The sequence below is a fragment of the Pirellulales bacterium genome (assembly GCA_036499395.1).
Lineage (GTDB): Bacteria > Planctomycetota > Planctomycetia > Pirellulales > JACPPG01 > JACPPG01.
Window position 1 is genome coordinate 127513 of the sequence record DASYDW010000077.1, and the last position, 17464, is coordinate 144976.

At 59.9% G+C, this 17464-nt stretch carries 14 protein-coding genes; 5 read left to right on the plus strand and 9 right to left on the minus strand.

Annotated elements, in window-relative coordinates:
• Positions 1 to 4: 4 nt before the first annotated feature.
• The 3 genes from lptB to VGN12_14825 all read right to left on the minus strand — a co-directional run bounded on the left by lptB (position 5) and on the right by VGN12_14825 (position 4387).
• Positions 5 to 811: an LPS export ABC transporter ATP-binding protein gene (gene lptB / locus VGN12_14815; protein HEY4310719.1), complete on the minus strand. Its 807-nt coding sequence runs from the start codon at positions 809 to 811 to the stop codon at positions 5 to 7.
• A 71-nt stretch (positions 812 to 882) separates the two neighbouring features.
• On the minus strand, positions 883 to 2664 hold the full coding sequence (gene lepB / locus VGN12_14820) for a signal peptidase I (protein ID HEY4310720.1): 1782 nt from the start codon (positions 2662 to 2664) through the stop codon (positions 883 to 885).
• Positions 2665 to 2848: 184 nt separating this feature from the next.
• The gene (locus tag VGN12_14825; GenBank protein ID HEY4310721.1) at positions 2849 to 4387 is read right to left on the minus strand and encodes a S26 family signal peptidase; all 1539 of its coding nucleotides are present in this window, start codon (positions 4385 to 4387) and stop codon (positions 2849 to 2851) included.
• 72 nt (positions 4388 to 4459) lie between these two features.
• Here VGN12_14825 and VGN12_14830 point away from each other — a divergent pair, with 72 nt between their 5' ends.
• Complete coding sequence (locus VGN12_14830) at positions 4460 to 4936, plus strand: DinB family protein (protein HEY4310722.1); 477 nt, start codon at positions 4460 to 4462, stop codon at positions 4934 to 4936.
• A gap of 25 nt (positions 4937 to 4961) precedes the next feature.
• Here VGN12_14830 and VGN12_14835 read toward each other — a convergent pair whose 3' ends face one another.
• Positions 4962 to 5780 carry an AAA family ATPase gene (locus VGN12_14835; GenBank protein HEY4310723.1) on the minus strand — a complete coding sequence of 273 codons (819 nt, stop codon included), beginning with the start codon at positions 5778 to 5780 and terminating at the stop codon, positions 4962 to 4964.
• Positions 5781 to 5991: 211 nt separating this feature from the next.
• Here VGN12_14835 and VGN12_14840 point away from each other — a divergent pair, with 211 nt between their 5' ends.
• On the plus strand, positions 5992 to 6717 hold the full coding sequence (locus VGN12_14840; protein ID HEY4310724.1) for a 16S rRNA (uracil(1498)-N(3))-methyltransferase: 726 nt from the start codon (positions 5992 to 5994) through the stop codon (positions 6715 to 6717).
• Positions 6718 to 6736: 19 nt separating this feature from the next.
• Here the strand turns inward: VGN12_14840 and VGN12_14845 are convergent, their stop codons facing one another.
• Both VGN12_14845 and lhgO read right to left on the minus strand, forming a co-directional pair.
• Positions 6737 to 7300: a hypothetical protein gene (locus VGN12_14845; protein HEY4310725.1), complete on the minus strand. Its 564-nt coding sequence runs from the start codon at positions 7298 to 7300 to the stop codon at positions 6737 to 6739.
• Between the two features lie 142 nt (positions 7301 to 7442).
• On the minus strand, positions 7443 to 8642 hold the full coding sequence (gene lhgO, locus VGN12_14850) for an L-2-hydroxyglutarate oxidase (GenBank protein HEY4310726.1): 1200 nt from the start codon (positions 8640 to 8642) through the stop codon (positions 7443 to 7445).
• Between the two features lie 200 nt (positions 8643 to 8842).
• Here lhgO and VGN12_14855 point away from each other — a divergent pair, with 200 nt between their 5' ends.
• The 3 genes from VGN12_14855 to VGN12_14865 all read left to right on the plus strand — a co-directional run bounded on the left by VGN12_14855 (position 8843) and on the right by VGN12_14865 (position 12782).
• Positions 8843 to 9238 (plus strand): BlaI/MecI/CopY family transcriptional regulator, encoded by a 396-nt coding sequence (locus tag VGN12_14855; protein HEY4310727.1) that lies wholly within the window; start codon positions 8843 to 8845, stop codon positions 9236 to 9238.
• A 31-nt stretch (positions 9239 to 9269) separates the two neighbouring features.
• Positions 9270 to 10433, plus strand: coding sequence for a M56 family metallopeptidase (locus tag VGN12_14860; GenBank protein HEY4310728.1), 1164 nt, complete (start codon positions 9270 to 9272; stop codon positions 10431 to 10433).
• 213 nt (positions 10434 to 10646) lie between these two features.
• Complete coding sequence (locus VGN12_14865; protein ID HEY4310729.1) at positions 10647 to 12782, plus strand: HEAT repeat domain-containing protein; 2136 nt, start codon at positions 10647 to 10649, stop codon at positions 12780 to 12782.
• 125 nt (positions 12783 to 12907) lie between these two features.
• Here VGN12_14865 and VGN12_14870 read toward each other — a convergent pair whose 3' ends face one another.
• The 3 genes from VGN12_14870 to VGN12_14880 all read right to left on the minus strand — a co-directional run bounded on the left by VGN12_14870 (position 12908) and on the right by VGN12_14880 (position 17346).
• The gene (locus tag VGN12_14870) at positions 12908 to 15205 is read right to left on the minus strand and encodes a redoxin domain-containing protein (protein HEY4310730.1); all 2298 of its coding nucleotides are present in this window, start codon (positions 15203 to 15205) and stop codon (positions 12908 to 12910) included.
• Positions 15206 to 15295: 90 nt separating this feature from the next.
• Positions 15296 to 15997 carry a TetR/AcrR family transcriptional regulator gene (locus VGN12_14875; GenBank protein ID HEY4310731.1) on the minus strand — a complete coding sequence of 234 codons (702 nt, stop codon included), beginning with the start codon at positions 15995 to 15997 and terminating at the stop codon, positions 15296 to 15298.
• A 332-nt stretch (positions 15998 to 16329) separates the two neighbouring features.
• Entirely contained in the window at positions 16330 to 17346 is a 1017-nt protein-coding gene (locus VGN12_14880) for an alcohol dehydrogenase (GenBank protein ID HEY4310732.1), read from the minus strand.
• Positions 17347 to 17464 lie beyond the last annotated feature (118 nt).

The following is a 17464-nucleotide window of genomic DNA, read 5'->3' on the forward strand; positions in this document are numbered from 1 at the left end:
TCCCTTACGGCTGCGCAGCTCCTTCGCGCTTCATCCGCTGCCGAAGCGTGTCCACCATGCTATGGGGCGTCGCCTGAGGTGCCAGCCCGATATCCAGCCCCTCGCCGAAATAGTATTTGCGCGCTTCGGGGTTCTGCACGACTTCGTCGGGCTTACCATGGCATAGAACCTTGCCACCGCGGATGACATAGCTCCGATCCGTGATCTGCAAGGTCTCGCGCACCTGGTGATCGGTGATCAAAATCGAGATGCCCGCCGCGCGCAGTCCGCGAATGATCTCTTGAATGCTGGCGATCGTCACCGGATCGATCCCCGTAAATGGCTCATCCAGTAGGATCAACTTCGGGTTCGAGACCAGGCAGCGCGCAATCTCCAGCCGGCGACGCTCACCGCCGGAGAGTGACATCGCCAGGCTCTTGCGCAGCTTTGTGATGTTGAATTGATCGAGCAGATCATCGCAACGTCGGCGGCGCGACTTGCGATCGAAGCCCAACATCTCCATCATTCCCAGCAAGTTCTGTTCGACGGTCAGCTTGCGGAATACGCTCGACTCCTGCGCCAGGTAGCCCATACCGCCGTCGCGGGCACGACGAAACATGGGCCATGTCGTGACGTCCAGATCGTTCAGCGTGACCCGGCCGGCGTTCGGCTCGATCATTCCGCAGGCCATGCGAAAGCTGGTCGTCTTGCCGGCGCCGTTCGGCCCCAGCAGCCCTACGATTTCGCCGACACCGACGTCGAAGTCGACACCGTCGACGACGCGTCGCGAGCCATAGATCTTGACCAGTCCCTGGACTTGCAACATGGGCATCGTGGTCCTCCTTGACCGTTCCTGAGAGCCCGACGATCCGCAAACCGACCGTCGCTGGGCCTGACTCTCAGCTACCGAACAAACTTCATGCGGGCAAAATTCGGGAAAAAGGGAAACGGAATTCCAGTTCCCGGAATCCGATTCCACGAATGCGGCCAATAAACGAATACCGCCTTGCCGACCAGCAAGTCGCGATTCACGAAATGCTCGGGCGTCCCGTCCGGCGCTTTCCACAGGCGACTGTCGGCGCTGCGGGGGCTATTATCGCCGAGCATCAAAAACTCGTCCGAATCGAGCGGGAATTCCACCGTCCTTAGCCCCGCGAATACCTCGGGCCAAGTCGCGGGCTTGGAAAGAAATCCGGATACCGGCCTTTCGTAGTCGGAAAGTGATGCGGACTGGGGCCGATCGAGCGAGTATTGGCAGGCGATGTAATAGACGTCGCGCAGGATGCGCAAGTGGTCAACCTCGAGCGCGGTCCCCACGGCGCCAATGCGGACCGGCGTCAAATCTTCCAGCGTGGGAAGATCATGCTCGATCGGGTCGTAGGTCGTCGGTTTGTCGAACTCCACGACCTTGCCATCGACCCACAAGAGGAGTTGACAATCAACGTTGGCGAATGAGATCGCGTGCCGGCTGCCAGGACGCACGACGGTGTTGGCCGTCGCGCCCAGATCGTTTCCATCAATCGACATCCGTGCGACGCCTGTCAAAACATCGATGCGGCAGTCAAAGTTACGCCCACCTTTGACTAGCCGCAGTACGGCTTCCGCATTTGGTGTTTTGCCCGATGGCTCGGCGGTCAGATCGCAATCGAGGATCAAATCGCCGACCCAGTGCATGCCTTGCGACTCGGTGTCCGAACCGAGGCGCAGATTGCGATGCCAACCGGCGTTATAGGCATAGAAGTCGCTGATCAATCGTGGCGGTATGGAGCCCGTCGGCGGAAACTTCCCGCCGCGCGCATATTGCTGCCAATCGCCCTGCGTTGGCACCAGGTGTTGATATCCCAGCCAAGCCTCGCCAGCGGCGGTGCCATCCGTGCGGTACGCGCGATTTCCCTCGAGGGGCTGCCAGCTATCGCCGCCGGCCTCGGCCATCCCGTGCCAACGAACCGGCAGGCCCTCGACGGTCAGGGCAGGTTGCACATAGTCGTTGTCGTAAACCGACTGCATGATCGCGCGTACTTTGTCAGGCGGCTTGCGCGCTATGTTGCGCTGTGGATCGTCGCCGGTGCGCGAATAGATATTGCCCTGATGAATGATGACGGTCTCATTCGGCAGGCCGACGCAACGTTTGATGTAATTCTCGTTCGATTTCTGCGGGTACTTGAAGACCACGACGTCCCAGCGGCTTGGATCCGCGAAATCGTAGGGAAACTTTGCCACCAGGATCCGGTCCCCCTTATACGTCGGGAACTTTTTTCCCTCGGGCGCTTGCGGATCGATCGTCATCGGAAAGCGGCAGTTCGGACAGATGCCTCCCACAACATCACGGGCGGCCAGGTCGTTGGCGGCTTGGCGGCGCAGGTTGGGATCGCGCTGCGGATCAGCCATCAGCATGCGCGACAGTTCGGCATCCTCGTCCTGTTCTTCGCTGGCGCTAACTCGGTAGGGAAATCCGCACTTCTCGCACGTCAGGTCTTTGTGAACGCCCATCAGCGTCGGCGCCATCGATCCTGTGGGGATGACGAATGCCTCGGCCTCGAAGGCACGAAACAGAAATGCCAACACAAAAGCGATGACCACGGATTCGACCGTCTCGCGCATGCCATCCTTGCGAGGCGGCGCCGGCGCGTCCGAAACACTGGGAGAGGGCTTTTTCACAGCGACCTGCGGTTTCGCTTTGGACATCAATCGTGGCCTTTCGACCGCCAGCGGCAAATGAAAAGAGGAGTGAGCGGGTCTGCCCAACGGTCCCAAGCCGCCGAGAGAGCGGGCGTTTAAGTGCCGGACAAGCTTCTCCGCCTCAGGCGACTTATTCTCGGGAGCGGGTACCGACGACTTTGGCTGCCGGCATATGGTTATTCGCCGCGAGTCACCGAATATAGCGAATTTGGCGGAGGGCCGGAACTTGAATCGCCGGGAACCACGACAGCCCCACAGCTCCCGAGCCGGCCGCAAGCAAGGGCTTGCCCACGAATAACTTAAAGGGCACCAGCCCGAAATGCTCGTCGCGGCTGTCGACGCCCATGGGAGCATTGTCTGACAGCACGAAATACTCGTTCTCTCCCAGGCGAAGCGCCCGAATCTGCGACTCGGGCCGCGACTCGGCGTAATAGACGTCCCGCCAAACTCGCAACCCGGTGATCGTCAAAGACATGCCCTCGCAGGCGATTGCAAATGGTCGGCCTGTGGGGGGCGCATCAGCCACCGGCTGGTCAAAAGGGTAATCGATGATCACGTGGCCATCGACAGCTAGCAGGCATGCGTGATCGATCAACGAGAAGTCGATCGTCTTCGAGCCGCCGATCAGCGGATCGTTGAGCGTTCCATCCGCTACGGCCTTGCCATTGTCGAGCACCTGCACGCGGCCCTCACTCGTCAGCACGCAAACAAATTCATGCGTGCCGACCAGCCCGCGAAGAAATATTGCGCCGGGGCCGCCAGCCCTCAATTGAAACGTTAGCGCCAGGTCACGCACTGCGTGCAGCTCGCGAATCGGTAAGGTTTGGTTGTAACCATAGGTATCCAGAACAGGAGACTCGTCGGCCACACCGTCGCCGTCGAGCCGCAGATGGTGATAAGAAAGCCAATCGCGCGGGACAGATGAAAGAAGCGTGTCGACGTTCGCAGTGTCTTGGCGATCGTCTCCTGTTCCTCGAGAGTTCGCGTTCTTCGCGCCCTCATGCCGCCGTGGCAAGCCCTCGGCAGCTTCCGCGCTGAAGGCAAATCCCTCGTCCGTCATTGTCCATTGCGAGTCTCCCTCGGCTTGCCAACACGACGGCAAGCGATCTTGCCGCGCACGGAATTGATCGTCGTGAACAGTGATCCCCAGGGCACGTTGCTGGCCGAGATTCTTGCGCGCAACGTGACTATCAATGTAAACGTCGCCATGAACGATCGACATTTCCTCGCCGGGCAAACCGACGACGCGTTTCGCGCAGACCATCGCGGCATCGTGCGGAGCGCGCAACGAAACAATTTCCCACCGCCGCGGCCGTCGCCAGGCGAACGCAGCTTTATCGACAAGGACTGAATCTCCGCCGCGCGCATCACTGTTGGAAATCCGTGTATCCGCGGCGCCGCAATTCGGACAGATCACCGGCCGGCCGTCAGAGGCTACCCCCTCAAGACCTGTGGCGAATTCGAGGCTACAGCACGGACATAGAACGTCGACATGCCGAGCGAACAATGTTGGCGCCATCGAGCTTCCATCAATCGTGTAGGTCTGCACGAACCATGTTCGCACCAAAACGCTGGCCAGGAGAACTATGATTGTCCCCTCGACCAACAGTCGCGCGCCATTGCCAACAGGCGAAGAGGCGACCTGCGGTCTGCAGCGCGGCGCTAGGTACTGATGACCTTTCGCAGGCGTGATCGTCGCGGAGTCATGTTCCGAGGAAACTATCGACATCGCTCAAACACTCTGCAAAGATTCCTTTCGCTGCACTGCTCGATTATAGACAAGTCCCCCGAGGGCGCAACGATGACGGCCGTCGCACGTCTCGGTGAGTTGCTTCACAAGGCCCATTTCGGCCCGGCATGGCATGGTCCGGCCGTCGCGGAATTATTAGCGGACATCACGGCCCCTCAAGCTGCGGCGCCGGCGGCCGTGGGTTCGCACAGCATCTGGCAACTCGTGCTACACGTCACGGCCTGGAAGGACGAGGTATGTCGACGCCTGAGCGGGCCGGGGCGAAGACTGTCGCCCGAAGAAAACTGGCCGCCTATTCCCGACACGAGCGAGGCCGCCTGGCAAGATGCGGTTGCGCGTTTGAACGAGTCTCAAAAGACTCTCGAAACGGCTGTGGCAAAGCTATCGGATGACCAACTGGTCACCGTTAATGAAGTCGCGGGGGGTGACAGCGAAGGAAGCTGGGAGGAGCTGTTACACGTCCTCATTCATCACGATCTGTACCACGCAGGGCAAATCGCGATTCTGAAGACGGCACCCTGGCATTGAGAGGTCGCGCGCCCGCGTGACTTCGTCAGTGCGCTTCGGCCATGCGTTGCACGACGCCTAATTCGTGATACACGGCATGAACCGTGTGGGCGTCGACCTCGGACAGTTCCTGCCCTGCCGCCGCAATAAGCGATAGATCCGCCAGTTGCACGACGTTGCGCGGGACGCCTTGCGACAGTTCGGCCAATAGTGCAATGGCGTCGGGCGTGAACGTTTGTTCCAGACGTCCAGCGCGTGCCAGACCATGCTCCAAGTAGTGCTGTGTATCGTCGGCGTTCCAGGGCATCAGGTCGACGCGCAGGTCCGCAAGCTCCAGCAGCCGATCACCCAACTGTGCGACTCGAGCACGACGCGCCACCAGGATCAACGTTGCCGCCGGCTGCGTCGCGACGTCAGTTTGCATCAGACGCAACACCTGAGCTAGGACCTCGGGCGTCGCTTCGTCAACGTCGTCCAGCAGCACAACGTTGCGTTGACTCTCGATATGTTGCGCGGCGATCGTGTCGAGCACGAGCCGCCAAAGCACAGCAGCTTCCTCCCCTGGCGAGACATCGAGCCCCCAGCACGCGGCCAGGTTGGCCAGCAATTCGTGTTTGTCGAGCCCCAGCAAGCTGAACTTCGCGACGGTCACGCCAATTTTGCGAAGCTGCCTGGCAAGTACTTCTAGTAGCAGCGACTTGCCGCTGCCGGCATCTCCCAACAGCAGTCCGCCGCGGTGATCGCCGTCTACCAGGAAGTGCAACCGGGCGAGCGCCTCGTCGTGCGTCAGGCTTTGAAAAAAATAAGCCGGATCGATCGCGTTGCGATAGGGCGCTTCGCGCAATTGCCAATGGGCGAGGTACATGCCTGGGCTCGCTTCCTGCTTGTTCCGGCGCACCCTTGGTGCGGAGCGGGTTGTCAACGCCACGCGCGAATGAGATCACGGTAGATGGGACGCGCGGCTGCTGCCTTTGGTGCCGACTATCGAGGTCGGCGGACTCAGACAATTCCGTGACTCTTCAGGTTTCGGTAAGATATGAAACTAAACTTGACCCAATCCCAACGCCTGCGACGGCATGACACAGCGATACTTCGTAGAACAGCCAATTGCCGGCACTCAAGCCACGCTGCTAGCAGCCGAAGCCCATCACCTGGCGCACGTCATGCGAGGCAAGCCAGGACAGCAGGTCACGCTGTTCGACGGGCGCGGCGGCGAGTACCTGGCCGAAGTGACTCGTGTCGATCGTGCCGCTGTGCAACTCTGCGTGCTGTCGCATCACGCCATCGAGCGCGAACTGCCCATCCCAGTGACGATGGCCGTCTCTTTGCCGAAAGGAGACCGACAGCGATGGTTGATCGAGAAGCTCGTCGAACTGGGTGTCTCGACCTTTGTGCCGCTGATCACCACGCGCGGCGTCGCTCAGCCCACCGGCAGCACGCTCGAACGGCTCGAACGTGCTGTGATCGAGGCCGCGAAGCAATGCGGTCGAAATCGACTGATGGCCATAAGTACGCCGCGAGAGTTTCGCGAATTCGTTAGCCAGGCGCCGGTGGACTCGAAACGCATCTTCGCCCACCCCGGGGCGCCGCTTTCGATCAGCCAGTTCGGGCGTGAAACTGGCAACGGATCAGTCGCTGGGTTTTCGCTGATTGTCGGCCCCGAAGGGGGACTGACCGACGACGAGACGACTATGGCGAACGCTGCCGGCTGGACGGCTGTCGATCTCGGCACACGGATCCTTCGCGTCGAAACCGCTGCAGCGATGTTGGCCACGACAGCCGCGCTAATTGCAGCGAACTAGCTCACGTGGCCGGCAATAACTACGGCTTCTCGCCAGTCGACTTCTCGGCCGGTTTCGCCTCGGCCGCTGTTCCTTTCTTTTCGATGCGTCCGAAAAGGTGGCCGCCGTGATCCCCGCCGTCCCAAGTACCGGCATACTCATCGCGGAACACCAGCACGCGACAGGTGAACTTGCCAAAGCCGGGCACCGGCATATCAGTGAGTGTGATGACCGCCGTATCGCCGGCCCATTTGACGTCCAAAGCCAAGGGGACCGTCAGATCATGTGTCCCATATTGGATGCGCGACTTGAATAGCCACTTATCCTCGCCGACCTTCTTCACGCTTTCAATCGTATATCGCTCTTCGTGCAGTTTCTTGTCCGTCTGTCCCGTGACGGTAAAGGTACCGACCAGCGTGGCGCCGGACATCGTTTCTTCGAAGCGTTGCTCAAGCGCCTCCTTATCGAGCGGCTTATCGGCGGACGCCGCGGCATCCTTCTCGTCTTCTTTGGCTTGGGCAAGTCCCAATGGCACGCCGCCTGCCAACGCCAGCCCTACCAATAAGCCCGCGAGAAGACATCGCGAAATGTGATGAGCGTTCATTGTTTGAATCCTTAATTGAGCGTCGATTTAGCAGCGAATGTGATGCAACGAGCACTGCTCGAAGGCGGTATCTGAACATACCACCAGTATATCGAGTGGCGACGATACAGGGCATCGACCTTACGTCTCGACTTCGTGCTTCTTATGCCATTCGAGAGGCCAAATGATCGACGATCAGGCTCCCCACGTTCAGCGAAGCGGTTGCTGCCGGCGAAGGGGCATTCTGCACGTTGACGACGCGCGGCCCATCCTGAATCAGGAAATCATCGACCATGCTGCCATCGCGCAACAGGGCTTGTGCCCGCACGCCGGCGGGCGCCGCGACAAGGTGCTCCTCCTGAATCTCAGGCACGAGCCGTTGCAGCGCTTTAACGAAGGCTCGCTTGCTGATGCTGCGCCACATCTCGCCCATGCCGGTGCGCCAATACTTCGCGGCCAGTTTCAAGAAGCCCGGGTAGGTTAGCGATTCGACTAGGTCCGCCAGGTTGATATCGGTTTTGCGATAGCCCTCGCGGGCCATGGCCAACACGGCGTTCGGCCCACACTCAACGCCGCCATGAACCATCCGCGTGAAATGGACCCCCAGAAACGGGAACGCCGGATCGGGCGTGGGATAAATCAGATTCCGGCACAAATGCTGAGCCTCGGGCAGTAGCTCGAAGTACTCGCCTCGAAAGGGAACAATCTTGGCCGCTGGCGTCTGACCGCTCATTTTGGTCACCCGGTCACACTGCAGGCCGGCACAATTCACGACATAACGCGCCGAATAAGTGCCGGCTGTTGTCTCGATCTGCACCTCGTCACTGGCAGCACGCATGCTTGTGACCCGCGCTCCGTTCACGATCTGTCCGTCATTGCGACGGACATGTTCGGCCAGGCGAACGCAGACTTGCGGGTAGTCGACAATGCCAGCCTCGGGGACGTGGATCGCGCGGACGCCAGCGGCGTGCGGCTCGAGCTCGGCCAGCCGTGCCCGGTCGATCATTTCTACTCCGACGCCGTTCGCCACGCCGCGCTCGTAGATGCGTTCCAGCGCCGGCAATTCGTCTTCGGCGACAGCCACGATCACTTTGCCGCAGATATCGAAGGGAATTCCCTCTTCGCGGCAAAAAGCCTCCATCGCGGCTTTGCCGGCACGGCAATTCGTGGCCTTGAGCGACCCTGGCTTGTAGTAAATGCCGGAGTGTAGGACGCCCGAATTATGCCCCGTTTGATGCTGGGCAAGATCCTTCTCTTTTTCCAGGATCAGAACCCGCAACTGAGGATACCGCCGCCCCAGCTGATAGCCCGTGGCCAGCCCGACAATTCCCGCGCCAATGATTGCAACGTCGAATTTTTGCATGGCTGCACTTGTACTCGCGACTCCTCACGGGTTCAAGCTGACGTCACCCTCGATACACTCTGGCAAGTTTTCAGAAATGTGCGGTCGATCTCTTGACGCACAAGACAAATTGTCTAGCATTACTACAAGACACGGCGTCTTGTGAAGTTCCGCCGGTGGCACGAAGCTGACGCCGCCTATTCGCGAATCGGGACGATTCGATGAAGAAAAAGCCCATACCCGCCGCCACGGGGGCCGAGCTCAAGGTGCTCGAGGCTCTATGGGAAAACGGTGAGGCAGCCATCCGCGAACTGCGTGATGCGCTCTATCCCGCTGGGGGCGAGTCGAAGTTTGCCACCGTCCAAAAGCTGCTCACGCGCCTCGCGGAAAAGGGTCTTGTGCGCCGTCGCAAGGAAGGAGCCAGCTGGCTTTTTTCGCCCCTGATTGGACGGGACGATTTGATCGGGGGGGAACTGCGTCGCCTGGCCGAAAGCCTGGGGGGCAGCTCGATGGCGCCGCTTTTGACCTGCCTTGTTGAAACGGGCGAGCTTACTGCGAAGGAACGAGCCCACTTGCGCCGCTTGCTCGATGAAGAACCCGGCGCGCAGGGTCCCTGACACCCGTAAAAATCGTTAGCGGAGGTGCAGTATGTCGTGGCTGTCGTGCATCATCTCGAATGTCGTGCTGGCGTCGTTGCTGGCGCTGTTGGCCTACGTCGCTCAGCATCATTTGCGGTCCGCGGCCATTGCCCGAGCGCTGTGGGTGCTGGTACTTGTCAAATTAGTGACGCCTCCGTTGGTAAGCATTCCGCTCGCTGAATCACCTGGGCTGATGGCGTGCCTGCTGGGCACCTGCGCCTGCGGAATACATCTCCAAGAACAGGGAACGTTAAGCGAGTTGCTGCCGTGGCTGTTACTGGCCGTCTGGTCTGCAGGAGCCAGCACGAGGGCGTGGACCGCATGGCGCCGCTGGGCGCACTTTCAGGGACTGATCGCCGGGGTATCATCCGCGCCAAGGGAATGGCAGGCGCTGGCAGATCAGTTGGCCGCGGAACTTTCCATGCGCCGCCCGCCACTGATCCGAGTCGTGCCCGGCCGGTTGCCGCCGCTAGTCATCCCAGGTTGGCACGGGCCGCAAATGTTGTTGCCCAAGACGTTGATCGAACAACTTCAACCATCACAACGTGCCGCACTGCTGCTTCACGAACTGATTCATCTCAAACACAGGGATCATCTGATACGGCTGCTGGAATTGACGGTCGGCATCGTCTTTTGGTGGCTGCCAGTTGCCGGCGCGATTGGCAGGCAATTGCGCGCCTGCGAGGAAACGTGCTGCGACGCCGCGGTTGTGGCCCGTCTACCGCAGTCACGTCGCGATTATGCCTGCCTGCTGCTGGATGTGCTGGATTTCGCCCATCCACTGCCGCAGTCGGCGATGCCGCCCGTGACCGCGATTACTGTCGCCCAGAATGTCGAAGCGCGGCTGAGAGCGATTCTCAACACCCGTCCGCGCGCTCAGCGCCACAGCCTAGCGGCCGCGTGCCTATTTCCGATCGCATTGGCCCTGCTTCCCTGCGAATTGCGTTATGGCGTCATTCGTCGCCCACAAGCCGCTGCGCCTGTCGCGGCGTCGGCCAACGAACGTCCCATCACATACGGAAGCTGTGACCCCAATCCTATGCCGTCGCGAGGACCAATCGAAGTGAAGCCAGCTGCAGGCAAGTTGCCGTTTTCGATGCTCTGCCCCGATTCACCACTGGTCCCGCCGATGATAACTGATCAGCAGCCCTCTACGTTCTGTTGCCCCTCGTAGTTTCGCGATTGACCGGACCGTAAGACCCACGAACCGGCGCACACTCACATCAGAATAGTTGCCGAGACTTGGAACCGTCTGAGCGTGCCGCGGAGCTCGCCACGTAGCGCATTCAGTCGTCATTAATCATCATCTGGGAGGGTTGAAGTGATGTTCCACGCAAACAGGCGCGTTCCTTCGGTTCAATCAACTTGCTTTGTTCTCGCGATCGGTATGGTGTTTGGTTTGACAGGGGCATCACGCGCAGCACAAGAAGGATTTGACGGCTGGGATCTCGAACCAAGCGTCAGCCAGGCGCACCTGGTCGTGGTAGCCCGCGTCGTTAACATCAGCAGCCTGACGGTTGTCGAAGGAGCGAAGACGGACGTGGCTTTGCGCGAATACCGCTTTCAGTCCGTTCGTCGACTTAAAGGCATCTTTCAGCGCGATCAACTCGCTATGACGAACGCCGACCTGGGCTGTCCCGCCGAAGACCCGGTGCTCGGCTGCCCTTTAAAGGAAGGCGAATTTCGCCTGTTGATCCTGGTGCAACAGCAGGGTTTGCAGAACATGGGTTGCGTATCGGCGTCCCCCGGCACAACCACGTTCGCGGAGCGCGTTCCGCTGCTCAGTGGGCCCGAAGATCCGCTGGTGGCAACTGTCGAAACATTGATCAAGGTCACCGATGCGCGTTCGCGTCGCGAGCGAGCCAAGCTGCTTGTGGATCGACTGCACACAACCGACGGACTGGCCGCCGTGCCACTATTAACCAGCCTGCAGACTCGAGCTGACTGGGCTGCGGCCGATCCGCGGGCGCTACCTGTGCTGGCTCAATTAACGGCCCGGCAGCCCCCTGCGGTGTGCGCCGCCGCGCTCAAGGCACTTCGCAACGCTCTTGCGAATTACCATACATCCGGCGGCGGGTTTGACTGGCAAGTCGTGGTCGATGCGCTGCATGATGCCCTGACCGTCCAGCCATTCGAGGGCTGCAATCCTCGCCATGCGATCAGGACCGTCGACCGTGTGGCCGCGATCGACGCATTGGGGTATTTGCGCGCAAGAAATATCGTCATACCCTGGGCTGACGACTGGCTGATAGGCCAGCTTACCAAGGCCGGGACTCACGCCGAACAGACCGCCGCGGCCACCGCTCTGTCCCGATCGAAATCGCCCGCAGCGATCGCGGCGGTAAATGATGCCTTGGCCAGGCTGCCGCTCGATGAGCTTCCGGCGTATGAAACCGCTTATGCGCGCGCCGCGGAAAGACTCAGCTGGACGCAAGCCGAACGATCACTCATCGAGCGATTGAACCATTCCATCATCGCCCAGCAGTCACTCGAAGCCGAAATGGAGCCCTTAGGACGCAGGCGCAGCACGGCGAGTCTCGCTTACCTTTTGCATGCTGCCCATCAAGACGAGCTATCGCCGGCGGACCGGTATCATCTGGCCAGGGCCCTGGGACAGTTGCGAGACGATCAGGCCGTGCCCGTCCTGATGAGATGGATGCGAGACGACGATCATCGCTTGAGAGAACTTGCGCTGACGGCCCTGGAAAACATCGATTCACCGCTCGCAGCCCGTGAAACTCGTCCGCTGCTGAAGACGGAACCCAACCTGGCCAATAAGTTGCGCATGGCACGATTGCTGGCCCGACACCAGATCGCGGACGGCTATGCGCTTGCGACCGAGCATTTGGCCGATCGAACCCACACGCCGCAAGCCTTATTGGTATTGGTAGCCCTCAACGATCCACGCACGACGAATGAACTCTCCGAGATCGTCGCGGCACGACCTGATCGACATTGGTATGCCGTGACGCTGGGCGCTCTTGCCGCGATTGGCAACGCCGAGGCCAAGGCCCAACTACTGGCCATTCTGAACGATGATCGGCATCCGCTCTTGGCGGACGCCGTCGAGGCGGCCGGCCTCGTGGATGCTGACGAATACTTGCTGCCGCTCGCGAAGCTGGCTCAGTCTCGCAACAAGCACATCGCACTGGCCTCGTTGGTTGCGATCCACCGTAACCTGAGCGATGTCCGTTCGTCGCCCAGCGGCATAGCTGCCGCTCAGACGGGTCATTTTTTTGCCGAAGATGAGATGCTCGACGAACCGCGTGCTGCAGGCAGGCTCATCCCGCCCGTCATCGAAGCGCCCGCCATCTTCGACGCCGTGGCGGCGCTGGCGATCGACACGTATGTCGAGCCGGACGTCCGCCGTCTGGCAATTGCGGTCGCCAGACTATTGCACACGAATCGTTACGGCGAATTGCTCGAACGCCTGGCTGACCAGGCCGAGCTCGAAGGAACGCCGCTTCTGAAGATAATCCAGGCCGCACGGCTGGCCTGGCGCGATGCCAGGGACGGCTGCTGAACCGAGGTTCGAAAAACTCTCGCCAGCCAGGATTCGATCGCTGTCAAAAAAAGCGTGCCCCGCGCGTCCTATAGAGCGACGCACGGGGCACTGGCGTGGCGGTCCACCTGAATATGCTTACGCGGCTATTTCGCTTGCGACCCTTCGGCCACCAGCCGCGCGATCTGCTCGAGGATTTGCGCCGCTTGCGGCGGGAACGCCCCTTCCTCGGTGCTCCAGAAGTTCATCGTGCAACGCTGCCCATCGATCTGCACGGGCACGTGCATGCTCGAATGAATATCCTTCTTCGCCATCTTGTTCATCGTCGGCCCCTTGACGTTCGTCAGCGAATCGTTGACGACCACTTTGTCACCCAGGGCGTAATCAGCAAGCGCCTCACCCTCGGCCTTGGCGACCGTCGAAGTGCTGTGGAATGGCGTCTTCAGCCCGATGCGGTCCTGCACCATCTTCAGGCGGAGCTTGTCGCCGTCGACGGTCGTAATGCAAACGCGGTCCACCTGTGGCACCAACTCCAAGATTTGCCACGTGACCAGTTCCCAACTCTTGGGCGTCTCAAGCGCCTTGCCGGCCATCTGCTTTAACTGCTCGTCAACTTGCAGAACGTCACCTTCGGCCTGCTTCAAGAACTCTTTCACTCGCAAGGCCGAATCGGTCGCTGGCGCGGTCAGATCTTGATCCGTCAGCGCCATTTCGAACCAGCCGAACATCATCTCTTCCCAAGTCTGCTCGCCCCAAGCGACGGTGGCGTTCGGATCGGGATTGGCCAGATTATCCGGCGAGTTGTCGAAGTGGGCCACGCAGTGCATCTTTGCGCCGCGCGGGATTTGCTTCGGCTCGGTCAGCCAGTACGTGGTCTGCCAACCGAAGTCGTACCTCGGCACCGACAGGAGAGTTTCCTTCTTTCCATCGGGATAGATTAATTCGTAGAAGAAATCCTTGCCGCGCACATGCATGTGTGGCGAGATCGTCAAGAGCGTCGCGTTCTGACGGAACACGAATTCGCTTTCGACTTCGTAGTTGGGATCCTGCGGCGGAATCTTGAAGGTGAAGTTGCCGGCGTTCTGCACCGCCACTTCGTTCTTCACGGTCGCCGGATCGGCAAAGACAAAGCCAGCATAGCTGCGGTCCGGCTGAGCGACACCGTTGGGCGTGTAATGCACTTCGAAGAGCAGCTTCGAACCCTTCTGCACATAGCGAGCATAGCCTTCTTTAAGCGGTTCCTGACGCAAGCCAGGTGCGAATGCCCCCAGCCAATTCGTTTGCAAACGGCCGGCGCGACCGGTGGGCGCCACGCCTGGCGGGATCACGTACACGATAATGTGATGCACGATGGCGTGATTGCCCGGACGGCATTCCATCGCCTTGATCCACTTGTCCTCGGTCCAGCCTGGATCGATGACAAATCGCTGGTATTCAACCGTCCCTCCGGCTGGGACATCGTACGGCTCGTCGGCCATGTAGATAATCTGATCCGGCTGTGGAATTTGCCAGCCGTCTGTGAATTTCGGCGCCTCGGGCAGATCCTTCGGATTTCCCTCGGGTGCGCCATTCTTGACCCACTTCTCGATCGTGGCCAGATCCGCGTCGCTCAAGCGGCAATCGTTGCTGAACGTGCCCACCGCGGGATCAGCGTGCCAAGGAGGCATGCGGCGTTCTTGTACAACCTCTTGAATCATATCAGCCCAACCCACCGCTTCGTCATAAGAGGTCAGCGGGAACGGAGCGATCTGTCCCGGGCGATGACATTCGACGCAATTGGCGTTGAAGATTCGCGCGACCTGATTCGAATAGGTCACGTCGCTGTCGGCGACCGGTTCCTTGACCCGGCCAATCAAGCAACCTTGCAGCGGCGTCTCGGGCTGGGAAACTTCCTTGCCGGCCAGAAGCTCGGTCAACGCCTCGGCCAAATCACGGCGAATCGGTTCGGTGCGCTGGTAGGCGATTCCCTTGCCCATGAATCCATATTGATCGTCGATGCGACCGTGATAGCGCACGGCGCCATTCTTGTCGAGGACAAATGCCTCGGGCGTGCGCTGAGCTCCGAATTGATCGGCAATCACATTTCCGGCATCTTTCAGCAAGGGGAATTCGATCGCCGCCTCACGAGCGTAATGGGCCACTTCGGTCCCCAGGTCCTGGCGATTCGAATCGACGCCAATGAAGGAAACGCCCCTATCGGCAAATTCCTTCTGCAACTCGACAAGCCGCGGTCCGTACAACTTGGCCAGCGGGCATTCCGTACCCAGGAAGATGACCACCACGGCCTTGCTCTCGGCAAGATCCGCCAAGGCGACTTCCTTGCCGCGGAAATCACGGCCGGTGAAGTTCGAAATCTTCTTGCCGACCAGTGCGCTTTCCGCAGCAAGTGCAAGCGAAGGCGCCAAGCCGACCAGCAGGCACAACGAAAGAATCCTGGCCTTCATCCTCGTATCTCCTGTCAAACGTCGGTCGGAATGCTCGTGATTCGGAACGCTATCTTCTGATCGTGTCGCGTGCATCGGACACGATATCAATCACACGATTTGGCTGCTGACCTCTTCGTCGGACACACCCTGCTCAGGTAGTGTTCGCTCGACGCCAAGATAACTTAGGTACAAACGAATCAATTCTCGGGCAGTTTGCTGCGGCGAAAGCGGATGAGCCGAACGCTCGACGCCGGCGAACAGCGTCGATTGATCGAGCGTGTCGAACATCATGCGCAGCCCAAAGTCCACCGCCACGACGGGGTCAGGATGCGTGATCTCGCCACGCCGGTCGAGAACCAATTCCGTCAACCGCTGCGAAATGTACTTCCCCAACCGGCTGGCAGTTTCAGCGAACTCGGGATCATTGGTGCCGCGCACTATAAAGGCACGGACCAACCCCTTCTTCTCCTGATAGACCGCCACCAGAAACGGGATCACCTCGGCGAAAATCTCGGCGATCGACGCCCCATCCCAGCGCTCGGTATCAAGCGCCAAATCGGCGGTTGCCAAAGCCTCTTCGCAAAACCGTTCGTGCAAGCAGCTCAGCAGCGCGTCCTTATCGGTGAAGCGAGCGTACATCGCTCCCACACTCGAGCGTGCGCGGCGCACTACCTCGGCCACCGTTGCCGCCTCGAAACCGCGCTCGCCAAACACTTCCTCAGCCGCGTCCAGCAGACGTTCGAGCGTCTCCTGGCTACGGGTTTGCCGCGGAGGACGAACCCATTCGACTTTGGAGAGAAGGCGATTCATTAAGTGCTATCTTGGCGTAAGCCAAAACCGGTTTTGGAGAAAAATGGAACCGGAATTCTCATTCTGTTTTCTGCCCGAATTCAAAACCGGGCCACAGAACATGGAACCGGAATCAGAATTCTTATTCTCTTCTGATATTACTATCGAGTGCCAAACCGTGTGTCAACAAGATTTTCGGAAGAATCTAGCGTGGTAGCAGCGACGCCTTACCCCCCGCTAGATCGCGACTCGTTGACCAAAACGACTGCCCCTCAAGGAGTTCGGTCGATAGCGCCCGAACTAATTTCTAGCCAGTTGGCGGCCTGTTCGGCAGTCGATCAATTCTCCGCTGATCACTTCCCCATGGTAAGCACGACGCGGAACCGTGCCTTGCCCGTGATCATCCGCTCGTAGGCCTCGTTCACGCGCGACAAAGGATAGTACTCGTTCATCGATGCCACGCCGGTCCGAGCGCTGAAAGCCAGCGTGTCCTGCGTATCGATTGACGTTCCCGAATACCAGCCCTTCACGGCTTGCGAAGTGGTCAACATTCGGATGGGCGATATCTCCATCGAATCGGTAACGCCGATGGCCATCATCGTGCCGTTAATGCCCAGGCCAGCGGCGATCGAGCTCATCGCCTTGCCGTCGGTCACCGTGGCCAGGATCGCTTTCGCGCCGCCAAGCTTCATGAGCTCAACGGCCGCATCCTGCGATTGGCTATCGATGTAGAGCGAGGCGCCGAGCTTCGCCGCCAACTCTTTCTTATCCTGCCCACGCGCGACTGCGACCGTGTAAAAGCCCATCTTCGCGGCGTATTGCACTCCCAAGTGCCCGAGGCCTCCCAGGCCGTGAACCGCGACAAGGTCTCCCGACCGCGCACCGCTGTTACGCAACGCGTTGAAGGTTGTGATGCCCGCGCACATCAGTGGTGCCGCGTCGATGGGAGACATTCCGTCGGGGACTGCCGCCACGGCGCTGGCCGGCGCAATCATGTATTCGGCATAGCCGCCATCAAACGAGATGCCGGTCGTCAAACCATTTTGACACGCGAAGAATTGGCCACGCCGGCAAGGCTCGCAATATGAACAGTATCCGCCATTCCAGCCGACTCCCACACGATCGCCAGCGTTCCAGCTTTTGACGCCTACGCCTAGCTTATCGATCACCCCTGATACTTCGTGCCCCGGTATCCGTGGATAAGGGATGTTTGGAAACAACCCTTCCTTGACCACCGAATCACTGTGGCAAACGCCGCAGGCTTCCACCTTGATGCGAACCGTGCCCGGCGTTGGCTCCGGCACCGGAACTTCGACTAGCTCAAAAGGGCCTTTTGGTTTCGCAACTCGTGCAGCGCGCATCGTAGCCATTATGAGTACTCCGTTTTGCGGCGGTGGAAAGCACACGGAAACTGAATCTGTTCGCGGCGCCGCCTCGGCCGCTTTCGTGCAGTTTTAGCTTCATCGAGGCGCATGACAAGCACCGGCG